13 protein-coding genes and 1 pseudogene are annotated in these 16,120 nt (G+C 70.2%); 7 read left to right on the forward strand and 7 right to left on the reverse strand.

Going from position 1 to position 16,120, the window contains the following annotated elements; all coding sequences use genetic code 11:
• Window positions 1-4 precede the first annotated feature (4 nt).
• Complete coding sequence (locus WAT24_RS05590) at window positions 5-1,561, reverse strand: peptide MFS transporter (RefSeq protein ID WP_336806836.1); 1,557 nt, start codon at window positions 1,559-1,561, stop codon at window positions 5-7.
• Between the two features lie 258 nt (window positions 1,562-1,819).
• On the opposite strand from WAT24_RS05590, the gene WAT24_RS05595 reads away from it, so the two are divergent.
• From WAT24_RS05595 to WAT24_RS05610, 4 genes are all read left to right on the forward strand, one after another.
• Entirely contained in the window at window positions 1,820-2,206 is a 387-nt protein-coding gene (locus WAT24_RS05595; protein WP_336806837.1) for a diacylglycerol kinase, read from the forward strand.
• A 178-nt stretch (window positions 2,207-2,384) separates the two neighbouring features.
• Window positions 2,385-3,005 carry a LemA family protein gene (locus WAT24_RS05600; RefSeq protein ID WP_336806838.1) on the forward strand — a complete coding sequence of 207 codons (621 nt, stop codon included), beginning with the start codon at window positions 2,385-2,387 and terminating at the stop codon, window positions 3,003-3,005.
• Between the two features lies 1 nt (window position 3,006).
• Window positions 3,007-3,918, forward strand: coding sequence for a TPM domain-containing protein (locus WAT24_RS05605; RefSeq protein WP_336806839.1), 912 nt, complete (start codon window positions 3,007-3,009; stop codon window positions 3,916-3,918).
• Window positions 3,918-4,421, forward strand: a complete 504-nt coding sequence (locus tag WAT24_RS05610; RefSeq protein ID WP_336806840.1) for a TPM domain-containing protein — start codon at window positions 3,918-3,920, stop codon at window positions 4,419-4,421. Before WAT24_RS05605 ends, WAT24_RS05610 begins: the two co-directional genes overlap by 1 nt.
• A 50-nt stretch (window positions 4,422-4,471) precedes the next feature.
• Here the strand turns inward: WAT24_RS05610 and WAT24_RS05615 are convergent, their stop codons facing one another.
• Window positions 4,472-6,421 (reverse strand): alpha/beta hydrolase family protein, encoded by a 1,950-nt coding sequence (locus WAT24_RS05615; protein WP_336806841.1) that lies wholly within the window; start codon window positions 6,419-6,421, stop codon window positions 4,472-4,474.
• Window positions 6,422-6,594: 173 nt separating this feature from the next.
• Between WAT24_RS05615 and lgt the strand changes: the two are divergent.
• Window positions 6,595-7,458, forward strand: a pseudogene (gene lgt / locus WAT24_RS05620) (prolipoprotein diacylglyceryl transferase); the annotation flags it as partial.
• A 186-nt stretch (window positions 7,459-7,644) separates the two neighbouring features.
• Here lgt and WAT24_RS05625 read toward each other — a convergent pair.
• Window positions 7,645-8,358 (reverse strand): hypothetical protein, encoded by a 714-nt coding sequence (locus WAT24_RS05625; protein WP_336806842.1) that lies wholly within the window; start codon window positions 8,356-8,358, stop codon window positions 7,645-7,647.
• Between the two features lie 252 nt (window positions 8,359-8,610).
• Here WAT24_RS05625 and WAT24_RS05630 point away from each other — a divergent pair, with 252 nt between their 5' ends.
• A complete protein-coding gene (locus WAT24_RS05630) occupies window positions 8,611-9,453 on the forward strand; it encodes a helix-turn-helix transcriptional regulator (protein WP_336806843.1) in 843 nt (280 codons plus the stop codon).
• A 13-nt stretch (window positions 9,454-9,466) separates the two neighbouring features.
• On the opposite strand, the gene ppa is transcribed toward WAT24_RS05630, so the two are convergent.
• The 4 genes from ppa to pdxR all read right to left on the reverse strand — a co-directional run bounded on the left by ppa (window position 9,467) and on the right by pdxR (window position 14,778).
• Window positions 9,467-10,006, reverse strand: a complete 540-nt coding sequence (gene ppa / locus WAT24_RS05635) for an inorganic diphosphatase (RefSeq protein WP_336806844.1) — start codon at window positions 10,004-10,006, stop codon at window positions 9,467-9,469.
• Between the two features lie 168 nt (window positions 10,007-10,174).
• Window positions 10,175-11,002: a 2OG-Fe(II) oxygenase gene (locus tag WAT24_RS05640; protein WP_336806845.1), complete on the reverse strand. Its 828-nt coding sequence runs from the start codon at window positions 11,000-11,002 to the stop codon at window positions 10,175-10,177.
• 46 nt (window positions 11,003-11,048) lie between these two features.
• Window positions 11,049-13,127, reverse strand: a complete 2,079-nt coding sequence (locus tag WAT24_RS05645; protein WP_336806879.1) for a prolyl oligopeptidase family serine peptidase — start codon at window positions 13,125-13,127, stop codon at window positions 11,049-11,051.
• A 136-nt stretch (window positions 13,128-13,263) separates the two neighbouring features.
• Window positions 13,264-14,778, reverse strand: a complete 1,515-nt coding sequence (gene pdxR / locus WAT24_RS05650) for a MocR-like pyridoxine biosynthesis transcription factor PdxR (protein WP_336806846.1) — start codon at window positions 14,776-14,778, stop codon at window positions 13,264-13,266.
• A 147-nt stretch (window positions 14,779-14,925) separates the two neighbouring features.
• On the opposite strand from pdxR, the gene WAT24_RS05655 reads away from it, so the two are divergent.
• On the forward strand, window positions 14,926-16,098 hold the full coding sequence (locus tag WAT24_RS05655; RefSeq protein WP_336806847.1) for a hypothetical protein: 1,173 nt from the start codon (window positions 14,926-14,928) through the stop codon (window positions 16,096-16,098).
• The last annotated feature ends 22 nt before the right edge of the window (window positions 16,099-16,120 follow it).

The raw sequence follows: 16,120 nt of genomic DNA on the forward strand, positions 1-16,120 counted from the left end.
GGGATCAGCCCGGCAGTTCCCAGCCTTCCTCGCTGCGCACCGGCGGCAGCGGGTCGGCGGCCGCGGCGTGCTCGGCGTGGCTGTTGGAGAGCTTCTTCATCAGCGGCAGCACCGCCACGGCGATCGCCGTGCAGCCCACGCCGACCCAGCCGAGCTTGGTGAACAGGCTGGTGTAGATCTGCAACGATTGCACCGGATCGGTGAGGCCTTCGGGGATGTGCGCGAAGTTCGCCACCACGCTGCCCAGGTACTGCGAGATGCCCACGGCGACGTAGTAGGCGCCCATCATGAAGCCGCCCATGCGCGCCGGCACGTAGCGGGCGATCATCGCCAGGCCGAGGCCCGAGACCAGCAGCTCGCCCAGCGAGTACAGGCCGTATCCCCAGACCATGATCCACGAGGAGACCTGGCCGGCCACCGCCCAGTGCGCGCCGATGCCGTAGATGAAGAAGCCGGCCGCCACCGCGGCGAAGCCCCAGGCGAACTTGGCGGCGACGGACGGGTCCTTGCCCAAGCGGCCCAGCGAGTTGTAGATGAGCACCAGCACGGGGCTCAGCAGCACGATCCAGATCGCATTGAGGTTCTGGTACTGCTCGGGTATCCAGGTGAACAGGTGCCAGCCGAAGAGGCCGAAGCGCAGGTCGACGTTTTCCTGGGCGAACAGGTTGAGCGACGTCGCCATCTGGGCGTAGAAGATGAAGAAGAAGATCGTCTGCAGCGTCAGCACCAGCGCGGCCACCAGGCCGGCGCGCTCGCCGCGTTCGCTGGAACGGATCAGGTGGATGAAGATGCCCAGGATCACCACGCCGGCCGAATACACGCAGATGCGCGCCACCGCCTGGCTCTGCAGGATCAGCGCGGCGACGAACACGGTGCCGGCGGCGACCGCGAGCACCGCACCGAAGCGGGCGAGGTTGAACGGCTTGCGGTCCGGATCGGAGCCGATGTGCGCAAGCGTGCGGCTCATCAGCGTGTAGATGACCAGGCCCAGCGCCAGCCCGATCGCGCAAGCGCCGAAAGCGGTATGCCAGCCCCAGGTCTCGCCGTAGCGCGCCGCCACGACGTTGCGGATCCACGGCGTGGCGGTCATGGAAAGCATCGAGCCGACGTTGACCGCCATGTAGTAGATGGTGAAGGCGCTGTCGATCTTGGTGTCGTTGCCCTCGTAGATCTTGCGTACGAGGTTGCCGGCATTGGGCTTGAAGAAGCCGTTGCCGACGACGATGACGCCGAGCGCGACATAGGTCAGGTAGGGATCGTTGGATGGAATCCACAGCAGCGCGTAGCCCAGCGCCAGCACCACCGCGCCGGTGAGCATCGTGCGACGGGTGCCGATCAGCTTGTCGCCGACCCAGCCGCCGATCGCCGGCGTGGCGTAGATCAACGCGGCGGCCGCGCCCCACACCAGGTTGGCATGGGTATCGACGAAGCCGAGCGTCTTCATCAGGTAGGTGACCATCAGCACCTGCATGCCGTAGAAGCCGAAGCGCTCCCACATCTCGATGAGGAAGACGGTGCTGAATGACCGGGTCTGCGATACGGGCGGATTCTGGACTGCCATGAAAATTCCGAGCGGTTGAACACTGACTGCCGCTGCGCGGCCTGCTCTGCAACCCTGAACCGGGCTACAACCCGTCGAGGGTACCCCATCCATCCAGCGGGTGACGCTGCACTGCGACATGCCGTCCCGCGCGCCGACGCTATGGCATCATGGCGCGCTTGCCGCCGACGAGAAGCGAGTGCCGCCGCCATGCCGACAGTCCAGCTTTCGCCGCTTCCGGCCCTGAACGACCATCCGGCCGCGGGGCGCTGACCGCACATGGCCGCCGAGGGTTTCCGCGGACCGCGGCAACTGTGGAACGCGCTGCGCTGGTCGATGAAGGGGCTGCGTGCCGGCTGGCGCCACGAGGCCTCGTTCCGCTTCGAGGTGTGTCTCGCGATCGTGACGATCCCGCTCGGGCTCTACCTGGGCCACGGCGCGCTGGAGAAGCTCGCGCTGGTGCTGCCGATGTTCCTGGTGCTGTCGGTCGAGCTGCTCAATTCGGCGATCGAGGCGGTGGTCGACAAGGTGAGCCCGGAGTTCCACGAGCTGGCCGGCCGCGCCAAGGACATGGGCTCGGCCGCGGTGTTCGTGCTGCTGGTCTTCATGGGGCTGGACTGGGCCCTGATCGTCGGGCCGCGCCTGCCCGCGATCATGGGGTCGTAGGCGGGTCGAAGCGCGCCGGCCTGCAGGAGCGGGCATCGCCCGCGATGCCCTTCGTCCGTGTACACCCAGGCCGATCCGTCCCGAGCAAGCGCGCTCCCGCAGGCGAACCGGTGTGGCCGTTGACGGTGGATCGAGGCACCACCTACGCTGGCGCCCTTACACCGCATCGGAGTGCCTCATGAAGACCTTTCGCGTGTTCGTGCTGTCGCTGCTTGCCGTGCTGCTGAGCGGTTGCGGGTACAACGCCATCCAGCGGCAGGACGAGGCAGTCAAGGCCGCCTGGTCGGAAGTGCTCAACCAGTACCAGCGCCGCGCCGACCTGGTGCCCAACCTGGTCAACACGGTCAAGGGCTACGCGCAGCACGAGGAGCGTGTGCTCACCGAGGTCACCAACGCGCGCGCCCGCGTCGGCAGCGTCCAGGTCACCCCGGACATGGTCGACGACGCGCAGAAGCTCAAGCAGTTCCAGCAGGCGCAGGGCGAGCTCTCCAGCGCGCTGTCGCGGCTGATGGTGGTCAGCGAGCGCTATCCGGACCTGAAGGCCAACGGCCTGTTCCAGAACCTGCAGGCGCAGCTGGAAGGCACCGAGAACCGCATCACCGTGGCGCGCAACCGCTACGTGCAGGCGGTGCAGCAGTACAACGCGATGATCCGCACCTTCCCGAACAACCTCACCGCCAAGATGTTCGGCTACCAGGTCAAGCCCAACTTCAGCGTGGACAACGAAAGAGCGATCTCGACCGCGCCGACGGTGGACTTCGGCACGGCGGCGCCGGCGCCGGCCGGCTCGGCGCACTGACGTGCGCCGCCGCCCGCCGCGGCTGGCGTGGCTGCTGCTCGCCCTGCTGCTGCTGGTGGCGGCCGGCGCGCGGGCGGCGGAGGTACCTACGCTGCGCCGTCACGTCACCGACCTCACTGGCACCCTCAGCGCCCGGCAGGTCGACCAGCTCGACGGCGAACTGGTCGCGCTGGAGCAGCGCAAGGGCGCGCAGCTGGTGGTGCTGATGGTCGGCAGCACCGACGGACAGGACATCGAGAGCTACTCGCTGGCGGTGGCCGAACGGAACAAGGTCGGCCGCAAGGGCACCGACGACGGCGTGCTGCTGCTGGTGGCCAAGGACGACCGGCGCGTACGCATCGAGGTCGGCTACGGCCTGGAGGGCGCCATTCCCGATGCAGCCACCGCGCGCATCATCCGCGAGTACATCGCACCCAGGTTCCGCGAGGGCGACTACTACGGCGGCCTCCGCGACGCGGTCGGCGCGCTGACCCAGCTGATCGACGGCGAGCCGCTGCCGCCGCCGGTGCAGGGCGCGCCGCGCGAGCACCGCGGGCCGGGCTTCCAGCAGACGCTGCTGATCGGCGTGTTCATCGCCTTCTTCCTGCGCAGCCTGTTCGGGCGTGCCAACGTGCTGCTGCGCACTCCGCTGGGCGCCGGCATCACCGGCTTCGTGCTGTGGCTGGTCGCGGCCAGCCTCGGTGCCGCCCTGCTCGGCGCGCTGGTCGGCGGCGTGCTGATGCTGCTGCCCGGCGGCGGCGGTCGCTCCATCGGTCGCGGCGGCTGGGGCGGCTGGGGCGGCTTCGGCGGTGGCGGCTTCGGCGGTTTCGGCGGCGGAGGCTTCGGCGGCGGTGGTTTCGGCGGCGGTGGAGGAGGTGGTTTCAGCGGTGGCGGCGGCAGCTTCGGCGGCGGCGGATCCTCGGGGAGCTGGTGATGACCGTGATGCAGCGGCTGATGGCCAACCTGTTCGGCGGCTGGTTCCAGCTGCGCCAGCGCTTTCCCGCGATGCTACTGGACGAGCTGGCCGACGCGGTCACGCTGGGCGAGCGCGAGCACCTGGGCGAGCTGCGCTTCGCGGTCGAGTCGCGGCTGACCGTGCGGGCCGTGCTGGCCGGCGTGTCCGCACGTGCCCGTGCCGAGGAGGTGTTCGCCCAGTTGCGCGTGTGGGACACCGAGGACAACTGCGGCGTGCTGATCTACCTGCTGCTGTCCGAGCAGCGCATCGAGATCGTCGCCGACCGCGGCATCGCCCGCCGCGTGCCACAGGCGCAATGGGACGCGATCTGCGCGCGCATGCGCGGCGCGTTCGCCCGCGCCGAATGGCGCGAGGGCAGCCTGGCCGGCATCGAGGCCGTGCATGCGCTGCTGCGCGAGCACTTCCCGGCGGGCGACCGGCCCAACCCCGACGAGCTGCCGGACCGTCCGGTGCTGCTCTGAAAAGGAACGGCCGCCCCAGGCGGCCGTTCATCCCACGGGGTGCGGCCCGGTCAGGCGCCCTTGCCGATGTGCTTCTCCAGGAACGCCTGCAACGCGTTGTAGAAATCCACGCGGTTCTTCTCGTCGTAGAAGCCGTGGCCCTCGCCGGGCTTGCTCATCCACTCGTACGGCTTGTGGGCGGCCTCCAGCGCGGCGCGCATCGCCTTGGCCTGGGCGAACGGGGCGCGCTGGTCGTCCTCGCCGTGGATCAGCAGCACCGGCACGTCGATCTTGTCGGCCAGCTTGTCGGGCGAGTTGGCGTCCAGTTCGGCATCGTCGCGGCCGATCACCGTCCTGAGGTAGCTGCGGCCGCTCTTGCTCTCGCGCACGTCCCCCTTGCTGTACATCATCCTGAGGTCGTAGACGCCGGCGTAACCGACCGCGCACCTGAACATGCCCGGCGCGCGGATCACGGTCATCATGGCGGAGTAGCCGCCGAAGCTGCCGCCATAGACGCAGATGCGCTTGGGATCGGCGTAGTGCTGGCCGATGGTCCATGTCACGCCGTCGATGAGGTCCTGCTGGATGCGCGTGCCCCACTTGAGGTAGCCCGCCTCCTTGAAGCCTTCGCCGCGCCCACCCGAGCCCCGGTAGTTCACCTGCAGCACGAGGTAGCCGCGATTGGCGAGGAACTGCGCGTCGTCGTCGTAGAACCAGTCGTCGCTGACCCCGATCGGCCCGCCGTGCGGCAGCAGCACCATCGGCAGGTCGGTCTCCGCGCGGCCCGGTGGCAGGGTGAGGATGGCCTCCAGCTCGGTACCATCGCTGGCCTTGAAGCGCACCGGCCGCCGCTCGGCCATCTTGGTGGGGTCGATCCAGGGCGCCGCGTCGAACAGTTTGCGCACCTTGTAGGTGTGCGTGTCGATCAGCAGGTAGGCGCCCGGGCTGCGATCGCTGCTCACGCTGAAGAGCAGTTGCCCGCCGTCCTCGCTGTAGTTGATGAAGTGCACGTACTGGCCGGGGAACTTCAGGCTGAGCGCGCGATGCAGCTTGGCCGCCGGCAGGTTCGGGTCGATGTAGCTGACCTGTGGCACGCCGGTCTCGCCGATCGTGGCGAACGGCTGGCGGGGCAGGGGCGTCCATTCGATGCTGCCGACGTCGCCGAAGCCTGCCGCGGCGAGCACCTTGCGGTTCGCACCGGATTCGTCCTGCTCGACCAGCGACGCGGGGCCGGTGCCGGCGTCGTAGTAGGCATACACGTGCTGCTGGTCCGGAGTGACCTCGATCGGCGCGAAGGTGCCGCCGGTCTGCGCGACGGACAGCCGCTGCCAGTGGTCGTTCTCGCGGTGGTAGACGACGTAGTCGTAGGCGTCGTTGCGGCCGTAGGCGTAGCGCGCCCGGCCGTCGTCGCCGACCAGGAAGCTCATGTTGCCCACCCCGATGTCGGCCACCAGGTGGCGGGTGTTGGCCCGGGCGTCGACGTCGTAGAGCGAGCTGCTGTCCTGCGAGCTCCAACTGGTCGCGGCCATGTAGAAGTGGCCGTTGGCCCGGTCGGGCAGCCCGTCCACGAAGCCCCACCCGTGATCGGTGCCGCGCGTGTCGGACCGCGAGCTGAACCTGACCTGGTAGCCGTAGAGGTAATCCTGGTGCTTGCCGTCGACGTCGCTGGCGATGATCTCGCCGGTGTAGGCCGGCCGGTCGAGCGAGCCGAATTCCTTGCCCTTCTCCACCACCAGCCGGTTCGGGCTGACCCAGTTGATGCCCAGCGGCAGCTCGTACTTGGGCATGCGCAGCATGCTGGCCGGCTTGGACATGTCGCTGATGCGGTAGACCACCAGCGCATGCGAGTCGCCGTCGTCCCAACGCACGGCCAGGTACTGCCCGTCCGGCGAGAGCCGCGGCATCGACAGCTGCGGGTGCCGCGCGAAGTCCCCCACGGGCAGCAGGTCGGCCGCGCCCGCGATGGCGGGCCTGAGCAGCAGCGCCGCAGACAGTGCGGCCTGCGTCCATCGAATCGTCATGGTTCCCCCTTGCACGCTCCTTGTGGCGAACGCAGCCGCCGGGAGCACGGCGGCCGGTCGGAAGCGGCACCCCCATGCCGCATGGACTCGTGGCCGATTCTAGTCGCCGGCGCCACGGGCCGGGAAGAGCCCGCGCCGGTTACACTTGGGCTTTGACCGTCGTGTCCGAAGCCATGACCCAGCCCTTCACCGTCCACTTCAACCCGGTCGCCTTCCACGTCGGCCCCGTGCAGGTGCACTGGTACGGCCTGATGTACCTGCTCGGCTTCCTGGGCGCGGGGCTGCTGGGCGAGCGGCGGCGGGAGCAGGGGCGCCTGCCGGTCAGCCGGGATGCGCTGAGCGACCTGGCGTTCTACGCGATGCTGGGCATCATCGTCGGCGGACGCGTGTGGTACATGCTGTTCTACTACGCCGGCGGGCTGCACTGGATCTGGACCGATCCGCTGGCGCTGTTCAAGGTGTGGGACGGCGGCATGAGCTTCCACGGCGGCCTGGTCGGCGTGCTGGTGGCCGCCTGGTGGTGGTCGCGGCGGCACCGGCTGCATTTCTTCGACACGATGGACTTCGTCGCGCCGCTGGTGCCGCTCGGACTCGGCCTGGGCCGGCTGGGCAACTTCATCAACGGCGAGCTCTGGGGCAAGCCCGGCAACGTGCCCTGGGCGATGATCTTTCCCAATGCGCACGAGGAGGACCTGCAGGTCGCCGCGAACCAGCCCGAACTGGCGCAGCAGCTGCTGCACTACGGCGGCCTGCCGCGGCATCCCTCGCAACTCTACGAACTGGCGCTGGAAGGCATCGTGATGTTCACCGTGCTGTGGCTGGTGTCGATGAAGCCGCGGCCGCGCTACCTCGTCTCCGGCCTGTTCGCGCTGATGTACGGCTGCTTCCGCTTCGCGGTGGAGTTCGTGCGCGTACCCGATCCGCAGCTGGGCTACCTCGCCTGGGGCTGGCTGACGATGGGGCAGATCCAGTCGCTGCCGCTGGTGGTGGTCGGGCTGGTGCTGGTGGCGCTGTCGGGGGGGGGGGGGACCCCCCCCCCCCCCCCCCCCCCCCCCCCCCCCCCCCCCCCCCCCCCCCCCCCCCCCCCCCCCCCCCCCCCCCCCCCTCTCCCCCCCCCCCCCCCCCCCCCCCCCCCCCCCCCCCCCCCCCCCCCCCCCCCCCCCCCCCCCCCCCCCCCCCCCCCCCGCCGGCGGTGCGCCGCCGGCGCTGAACGGCCGGCTGCTTCACAGCACGGTGAGCCGGTACACGTAGGTCATGTCGGTGCCGTTGCGGTCGTGGTTGTGCCGCACGATGGTGTGCTCGCCGGGCGACAGCGGGCGGAACATCATGAAGTAGCCGTACACCACGGCGGGCTGGTAGCTGCCGGTGATGCAGGGGTCGAACGCCGTCTCGCTGGGGTCACCCTTGACGGCGAACAGGTTCTCGGAGGTGTAGATGTAGCGTTCCGGGTCGAAGATCGGGCGGCCGTCCAGCCGCACGTCCAGTTCGGTGACCATGTTGTAGGTGAGCGCGTCGGCGACGAGGAAGTCGTACAGCGACTGTCCGGGCGGCGGGCCGAAATGCGGGTCGGGGCAGGGCCAGTCGTCGGTGACGCTGCCGATGTTCAGCAGCACCGCCTTGTCGCGCGGGATCGCGCAGTGGCGCGTGTAGGTGCCCGACGTCATCGCCGCGATCGGGGCCAGGTGCCAGACCGGGCCGCCCTGGCCGGTGCCGCAGTCGGCGCCGGTGGGATCCAGATAGGGGTTGTGCTGCAACGGTTGCGCGTAGATCCACTGCCAGTTCAGCTCCGCCCAGCTGGAGATGCTCTTGCCGAACGGGCGCGAGTTCTTCGGGTAGAGCATGGGGTTGAGCCAGTCCTGGACGGACGCGGGTTGTGCGGCGTGGGCCGCGCCTGCCACGCAGCAGGCGGCCAGCAGGGTGCACAGGGTCTTGGTCATGGCCGTATCTCCTCAGCATGCCGGTCCGGCGCTCGCCGGCCCGGGCATCCCGGATGGGGTGCCGGTGCAGCGTGACCCTGCGCGGCGGCCGCGCGCTTTCACAAACGTGCCGGGGAAAACCGGGCGAACTCGGGCTGCCATGGATCGCGTGCCGGCGCTTTCGAAAACGTGCGCACGCGTCGTTCCCCGCATGCCGGCAGCTGCCGGCGGCAGGCGTATGATCGGCGGCGAACCGGCCGCGGAGCGTCGTGCATGTCGATCATGCAGACCGTGCTGCAATCCCCGCACTTCATGGTGATCGCCCATGTGTGCCGGCGGCCGCGCGTCGACTGCGGCTACGTGCAGGGCGGCGAGCCGGCGCGCTTCATCTTCACCCGTCGCGGCTCGTTCGCGGTGCATGTGGGCTCGCGCACCTGCTTCGCTCGGCCGGGCACGGCGGTGCTGGTGCGCGGCCGGGTGGAGTACCGCATCTCGCACCCGGACCAGGACAGTTGCGACTGCTGCACGGACGTGTGGCTCGACGACGCCACGCTGGATGCGCTCGGCCTGGCCGCCGCGCCCGCCTGCCGCGAGTTCCCGCACGACCTCCGGTTCCAGAAGGACCACGTGGAGATGATGCAGGCGCTGCGTCGCGGTGACGCCGATGCGGCGACCGCGGAAGAGGTGCTGCTGGACGTGCTCGGCGGTCTGCTCGGCGACGGCGCCGCGGTGCGGCCGCGGGCCGTCGGCGCGGCCCTGCGGCTGGCGCGCGTGCAGGAGGCCATCATCGGCCACGCCGGCGAGAACCTGGGCATCGAGCAACTGGCCGCGCTGGCCGGCTGTTCGCCCTTCCACCTGTGCCGGCTGTTCCGCAGCGCGACCGGCCAGTCGTTGCGCCAGTTCCGCCTGCAGCAGCGGCTGGGCACGGCGCTGGGCCGCCTGGCGGAGGGCGAGGAGGACCTGGCCGGGCTCGCCTGCGACCTGGGTTTCGCCAGCCACAGCCACATGACCGAGGCGTTCCGGCGCGCCCTGGGGCGGTCCCCGCGCGAGCTGCGCGAGGAACTGCGGCGCAGCGACCTGCGCCGGCTGCAGGCGCGCCTGCGCGGGCGCGCCTAGCCGGGTTCCGGCCTCAGGCCTTCGCGCCGGCCTGGTATCGCTCCACGCCGGCGCGGATCTCGGTCTTGGCCTCCTGGGCGCCGACCCAGCCTTCGACCTTCACCCACTTGCCCTTCTCCAGGTCCTTGTAGTGCTCGAAGAAGTGGCCGATGCGCTCGAGCCAGTGCGGGGTGACGCCCTTGATGTCGGTGATGTGCGCGTAGCCGGGGAAGATCTTCGGCGCAGGGACCACCACCAGCTTCTCGTCGCTGCCGGCCTCGTCGGTCATCTTCAACATGCCGACCGGGACGCAGCGGATCACCGAGCCGGGGATCAGCGGCAGCGGCAGGATCACCAGCGCATCCAGCGGATCGCCGTCGCCGCCCAGCGTGCCCGGCACGTAGCCGTAGTTGCACGGGTAGCGCATCGGCGTGGACAGGATGCGGTCGACGAAGATCGCGCCGCTTTCCTTCTCCACCTCGTACTTGACCGGTTCGGCGTCCTTGGGGATTTCGATGACGACGTTGATTTCGTCCGGCACGTTGCGGCCGGCGGAGACGAGATGCAGACCCATGGGAATCCTTCGGTGGGGATGGAAAAACGAGGCGCGCAAGGATACGGCAAACGCTGCTGCAATGCAGCGAAAGACGGGGCGGTGTTTCGCGGGCGGCCAGCCGGCCTCCCGGAAAGCCGCTCATTCCGAGCTTGGACGCGACGGTACGCGGACGGCCGCGCGGGGCGCTCAGCGCAGCGGCCGCTCGCGCAGCCACTTGGTGGCGATCCACTTCTCGCCGCGGGTCACCGGCAGGCCGGCGTGCAACGAGCTGGTGTCGCCGCCTTCGTAGGCGAAATAGACGGCCGAACCGGCCAGCGCGGTGACCGTCAGGCCGACGTTGGGGAAGGCCGTGCCGCCGCCTTCCTCGGGGGTATTGAGGTACATCACCACGCTGGCGACGCGCTGGCCGCCCTTGGCCGTCACCGCGGCGTAGCCCGGCTGCGTCGGGTCGAACCAGTCGTAGTGCGGCTCGTACTCCTGCCCGGGCAGGTAGTGCAGCACCTGCAGGCCTTCGCCGTACTCCACCGGCAGGTCGAGCAGCTCGGCCAGGCGCCGCTCCAGCCGCGCGACCAGCGGCGTCTCGCCCGGCTTGAAGAACATGCCGCGGCTGGTGCGGCGCTCGTCGACCTGGTGCCTGCCGTCCTCGGCGACGGTGAGCGCACGGTCCAGCCGCGGCCGCGCCGCCTCGATCAGCGCCGCGCATTCCTCGGCGTCGAGCAGGTCCTCGAGCACGCGCACCACCGGCGCCTCCATGCTGGCACTGACCCGCACGCGGCGGCCGTCCACCTCGACCTGCGGCGCCGCGGGCGCGCGGGTGCGGCGGCCCGCCGGCGCGGTGGCGTTGATCGAACTCAGCGGAATCCTCAGCACCTCGGCCACCGCGCTGCGGCTCTGCGCCGGCGGGTAGCCCGCTTCCTTGAGCAGCCGGAGCACCTCGGGCACGCCGTGGCCGGCGCGCGCCGTGGCGAGGATCCATTCGCGCAACTGGGGGCTGATGCTGCCGGCGGCTCTCATGCGTGCGGTCGGAAGGCTGCGGCGGCCGCGCGGCCGCCGGGGGGCCTCATTTTACGTGGTGCCACAGCCAGGTGTATTCGAGCGCGTGCATGAAGGCCAACTGCCTGTTGTCGGCCGCACCGCCGTGGCCACCCTCGACGTTCTCGTAGAAATCCGCCGGGTAGCCCAGGGCCTGCATCTTTGCCGCCATCTTGCGGGCATGCGCGGGGCCGACGCGGTCGTCGCGGGTGGAGGTGGTGAACAGCACCGGCGGATAGCGCCGGCCCGGCTGCACGTTCTGGTAGGGCGAGAAGGTCCTGATCCAGGCCCATTCGCTCGGCTTGTCGGGGTCGCCGTACTCGGCGATCCAGGAGGCGCCGGCGGACAGGTGGGTGTAGCGCTTCATGTCCAGCAGCGCGACCTGGCTGACGATCGCCCCGTAGAGCTGCGGGTAGAGCGTGAGCATGTTGCCCGCCAGCAGGCCGCCGTTGCTGCCGCCCATCGCCGCCAGGTGCGCCGGCGAGGTGACCTTGCGCCGGATCAGGTCCTCGGACACCGCGGCGAAATCCTCGTAGGCGCGCAGGCGGTCGGCCTTGAGCGCGGCCTGGTGCCAGCGCGGGCCGTACTCGCCGCCGCCGCGGGTGTTGGCGACCACGTAGACGCCGCCCTGCTCCAGCCAGGCGCGGCCGATGCTGCCGCTGTAGCTCGGCTGCAGCGAGATCTCGAAGCCGCCGTAGCCGTACTGCAGGGTGGGATTCCGGCCGTCGAGCGCCATGGCCTTCGGGGCGATCTCGAAGTACGGCACGCGGGTGCCGTCCTTCGAGCGCACGAAGTGCTGGCTGACCTGGTACTTCGAGGCGTCGAAGAAGCTCGGGCTGTGCTTGATGGGCTGCGCCTGGCCCTCGCCGAGGGTGCCGTGGTAGAGCGTGGTCGGCTGCAGGAAGCCGGTGACGGTGAGGAAGTAGTCGTCGCTCTCGTCGGCGTCGATGCCACCGGCGTCGATGGCGGACAGCGCCGGCGCGCCCGCGAGCGGTTCGCGCTTCCATGCGCCCGGCTGCGGGGTGAGCACCTCCAGCCGGTTCACCACGTCGTCCATCACGTTGAGGATCAGGTGGTGGCGGGTCCAGGAGTAGCCGTCCAGCGCGGTGGTGTCGGTCGGCTCGAACAGCACGGCGAGTTCGCGCCGGCCGGTCCTGTAGTGGCCTGCCAGGTAGGCGTCGAAGTCGGCGGCGAGCAGGGAACCGGCCTTGTAGGTACGGCCGGCGAGCTGCCAGTCGCTGCGCGGCTCGATCAGCAGCCATTCGCGCTCGACGCTGGTCTCGGCGTCGGTCGGTACGTCGATGCGGGTGAGCCTGCCGTCCGCGCCGAGCAGGTAGCTCTCGCTGTCGTAGAAGGCCAGCGCGCGCTGCACGAAGCTGCGCTCGTAGCCAGGCGTGAGGTCGCGCCAGGCGCTGACCGCCAGGTCCTCGGGCTTGCCCTCGTAGACCGTGCGCGCCTGCGCGAGCGGCGTGCCGCGCGTCCACAGCTTGGCGATGCGCGGGTAGCTCGACTGCGTCATGGAGCCGGGGCCGAAGTCGGTGCCGACGAAGATGTGGTCCTCGTCCACCCAGGCGACCTGGGTCTTGGCCTCCGGCAGCACGAAGCCGCCCTCCACGAAGGCCTTGGCGAGCAGGTCGAACTCGCGGACCACGTCGGCGTCCGCCCCGCCGCGCGAGAGCGACACCAGGCAGCGCCGGTATCCGGGTTTGAGGCACTGCGCGCCGTGCCAGATCCAGTTCTCGTGCTCGGTGTCGGCAAGCGCATCCAGGTCGAGCACGGTTTCCCAGGCCGGTTCCGCCTTGCGGTATTCGGCCAGCGTGGTGCGTCGCCACAGGCCCCTGGGGTGGGCCTTGTCGCGCCAGAAGTTGTAGTAGTGCCCGCCCAGCTTCTCGACGAAGGGAATGCGCGCATCCGAGTCCAGCACCTCCAGCAGGCGCTGGTCGAGCCGGGCGAAGGCCGGCGACTGCCCATGCCGTTGGAGGGTGGCGGCATCCTGTTGCTTCACCCACGCCATGGCGCGGCTGCCGTCGATGTCCTCCAGCCAGAGGTAGGGATCGTCCTGGGCCTGCAGTGCGCCGGCCGGCGTGGGGGTCTGTGCGTAGGTCATGCCGCCTAGTGTGAAGCCCAGTGCCAGCAGCAGCCAGCGCCATGCGGTCGATGCCATGGGTCGTTCCTTAGCCGAGCGCGCGCCGGTGCGCCTGCCGAGTATGCGGGCAAGCCCGCGCAGGTGCCTGTGGCGGACGTCAGGACGCAGCGATGGCGTCACGCGCGGGGCCGGCACCGCGTTGCCGCGGGGGCGGTACCGGATGCAGCGAGGCGAGCGCACGTGCCATGCGCCGCACGGCTTCGTCCAGTTCGCGCTCGTCCAGGTAGCTGAAGCCCAGACGCAGGCACGGCTGCGGTCGGCGGTGAAAGTCGTAGCGGGTGGCGTCAAAGAATTGCACGCCTTCGCGGCCGCCGGCTGCGCACCAGGCGTTCAAATCGATGGCCGGATCGACTTTCGCCCACAGGCCCATGCCGCCATCGGGCAGACGGAATCGGAGCGCACCGCCGAGGTGGACGTGCAAGGCCTCTGCCAGGGCATCGCGTCGGGTCGCGTAGGTGCGCCGCATACGGCGGACGTGGCGCAATAGCTCGCCGTCTTCGAAGAGTTCGGCGATTGCGCACTCGACCGCGGCATCGCCCCGCGCATCGCTGGCCGCCCGCAGGCTGGCCAGGCGCGGGAACACGCTGGGCGGTGCGGTGACGAAGCCCGTGCCGATCCCCGGCGCGAGCAGGTTGGACAGCGAACCCACGTACACCACGTTGGCGCGATGCGGGCCGGCCGCGATCGGCAGCACCGGCTTGCCGGCATAGTGGAACTCGTGGTCGTAGTCGTCCTCGACGATGGCGAAACCGTGCTTCACCGCGAGCTGGCCCAACCGCGCGCGCCGCGCGGGCGGCATCACCACGGTGGTAGGGAACTGGTGGTGCGGGGTGAGGAACACCGCGCGAATGCGCTGCTGCGGCAACAGTGTCTCCAGCGCGCCGACGTCGAGTCCGCGCTCGTCCAGCGGCAGCGCCAGCAGCCGTGCGCCGGCCAGTTCCAGCACGCGCCAGGCCGGCGGATAGCCGAGCGCTTCGACCACGACCACGTCGCCCGGTTGCAGCAGCGTGCGGGCGACCAGATCGATCGCCTGTTCGATGCTGCGCGTCACCATCAAATTGGCCGAAGTGACCGGCAGGCTGCGCGTGTGCGCGAGCATGGCGGCCAGTTCGGTCCGCAGGCGCGGATGGCCGCAGGCGTCGGGCATGCCGAGCGCCACGCGCTGTCGCTGGCCGAGCGCGCGCCGGAACGCGCGCGCCAGCGCCTGCGCGGGGAACAGCCGCACGTCGGGCATCGCGTTGCAGATCGGGAGGGCGCCAGGCGGTGCGGAAGGGAAGGGCGGCGGCAGCGGCAGTGGCGGTGCCAGTTCGAAGGTGGGCGCCGGGTCGCCCGCGAGCGCCTGCGGCCGCGGCGCGGGCACCTGGGCGGCGACGAAGGTGCCGCCGCCGATGCGCGTTTGCACCAGCCCTTCGGCCGCCAGTTCGGCGTAGCCGGCCACGACCGTATTGCGATTGACACCGAGCATTCCCGCCAGTTCGCGGGTGCCGGGCAGTGCTTCGCCGGGCTTGAGCCGCCCCTGCCGGATGGCATCGGTGACGGCCTGCGCCAGCTGCAGGAACAAGGGCTGCGGCAGCGCGGGGTCGAGCGAGAGGGTCAGTTCCCAACGGCGCATGCACCCGAGTGTAGCGCGGCGCGCGTGCCGGGCGGTGGGGCGGCACCGGACCAGCGTTCGTCGCGGAAGTGGACCTTCCGTGCACCCTGCGCCGGCGCGAGCCTGCGCCTGCCGTCCCCACGAAACAAAACCTTAGGAGAACATGCCATGCGACCGGTTTCGCGCGTGCTCCTGGCCGCCGCCTGCGCGGCCGTTCTGGTTCTTCCTTTGTCCGCCGCGGCGAGCGGCAGGTACCAGGTCCGCAACCTGGGGTCGCTCGGCGGTACGTCCAGCGTTGGCGCCGGCATCAACAACTTCGGTCTGGTTACCGGGTCCTCCAACCCGCCCGGCGACCAGGTCACACACGCCACCGCGTGGCTGTTCGGCTCGATCTTCGACCTGGGCACCCTCGGCGGGCCCAACAGCGCAGTCGTGTTCCCGGTGAAGAACAACTACGGGCTCATCGCCGGCGTCGCGGAAACCGACCGGCTCGATCCCAACGGCGAGAGCTGGAGCTGCTCGGCGTTCTTTCCCAGCGTGACCGGCCACACCTGCCTGGGTGTGGTGTGGGAATGGGGCCACAAGCGGGTGTTGCCCACGCTGGGCGGCAACAACGGTTTCGCCGCAGGCATCAATGACCGCGGCCAGGTGGTGGGGTGGGCGGAGACGGCCCGGCACGATCCGACCTGCGACCCGCGATCAGGCCAGATGTTGCAGTTTCTGCCGACGGTGTGGGGGCCGGACAAGGACCAGGTGCGTGCCCTACCCTTGCTCGATGGCGACAGTTCCGGCGCCGCGGTGGCGATCAACAACCGAGGCCAGGTGGTGGGTATCTCGGGCGATTGCGACCAGGCGGTCGGGCGCTTCACGGCCAGGCACGCCGTGCTGTGGGATAAAGGCGGGATCGTCGTGCTCGGCGACCTGGGTGGCGTGGCCTGGAATACGCCGGTGGCGATCAACCAGCACGGTGACGTGGTGGGTTTCGCCAACGTGCCCGGAGGCGCCACGCCGGGGAGCGTCCACGAGCACGCGTTCCTGTGGACAAGAAGGGACGGCATGCGCGACCTCGGCACCCTCCCGGGCGATACGCACAGCCAGGCGCTGGGCATCAACGACCGCGGCCAGGTGGTCGGGTTGTCCTATGGCGGCACCGCGGGGTTGCGCGCCTTCCTGTGGGAGAACGGCGTGATGAAGGATCTCAACACGCTGGTCGCCCCCGGCTATGCCGACCACCTGCTGTTCGCCAACGACGTCGACGACGGCGGACGCATCACCGGGCAGGCGGTGAACGCCGAGGGCTCGGTGGCTTTCGCGTTCCTTGCGGTGCCCGATGGCATGTAAGGCCGATGCCGGGCAAGCAAAG

Origin of the sequence: Fulvimonas yonginensis, assembly GCF_037137055.1 — a bacterium.
GTDB lineage: Bacteria > Pseudomonadota > Gammaproteobacteria > Xanthomonadales > Rhodanobacteraceae > Frateuria_A > Frateuria_A yonginensis.

Bases quoted from the DNA above. Each gene is read 5' to 3' on its own strand.
- WAT24_RS05590 (WP_336806836.1), bottom strand. From the start codon at position 1,561: ATGGCAGTCCAGAATCCGCCCGTATCGCAGACCCGGTCATTCAGCACC.
- WAT24_RS05595 (WP_336806837.1), top strand. From the start codon at position 1,820: ATGGCCGCCGAGGGTTTCCGCGGACCGCGGCAACTGTGGAACGCGCTG.
- WAT24_RS05600 (WP_336806838.1), top strand. From the start codon at position 2,385: ATGAAGACCTTTCGCGTGTTCGTGCTGTCGCTGCTTGCCGTGCTGCTG.
- WAT24_RS05610 (WP_336806840.1), top strand. From the start codon at position 3,918: ATGACCGTGATGCAGCGGCTGATGGCCAACCTGTTCGGCGGCTGGTTC.
- WAT24_RS05615 (WP_336806841.1), bottom strand. From the start codon at position 6,421: ATGACGATTCGATGGACGCAGGCCGCACTGTCTGCGGCGCTGCTGCTC.
- WAT24_RS05625 (WP_336806842.1), bottom strand. From the start codon at position 8,358: ATGACCAAGACCCTGTGCACCCTGCTGGCCGCCTGCTGCGTGGCAGGC.
- WAT24_RS05630 (WP_336806843.1), top strand. From the start codon at position 8,611: ATGTCGATCATGCAGACCGTGCTGCAATCCCCGCACTTCATGGTGATC.
- ppa (WP_336806844.1), bottom strand. From the start codon at position 10,006: ATGGGTCTGCATCTCGTCTCCGCCGGCCGCAACGTGCCGGACGAAATC.
- WAT24_RS05640 (WP_336806845.1), bottom strand. From the start codon at position 11,002: ATGAGAGCCGCCGGCAGCATCAGCCCCCAGTTGCGCGAATGGATCCTC.
- WAT24_RS05645 (WP_336806879.1), bottom strand. From the start codon at position 13,127: ATGACCTACGCACAGACCCCCACGCCGGCCGGCGCACTGCAGGCCCAG.
- pdxR (WP_336806846.1), bottom strand. From the start codon at position 14,778: ATGCGCCGTTGGGAACTGACCCTCTCGCTCGACCCCGCGCTGCCGCAG.
- WAT24_RS05655 (WP_336806847.1), top strand. From the start codon at position 14,926: ATGCGACCGGTTTCGCGCGTGCTCCTGGCCGCCGCCTGCGCGGCCGTT.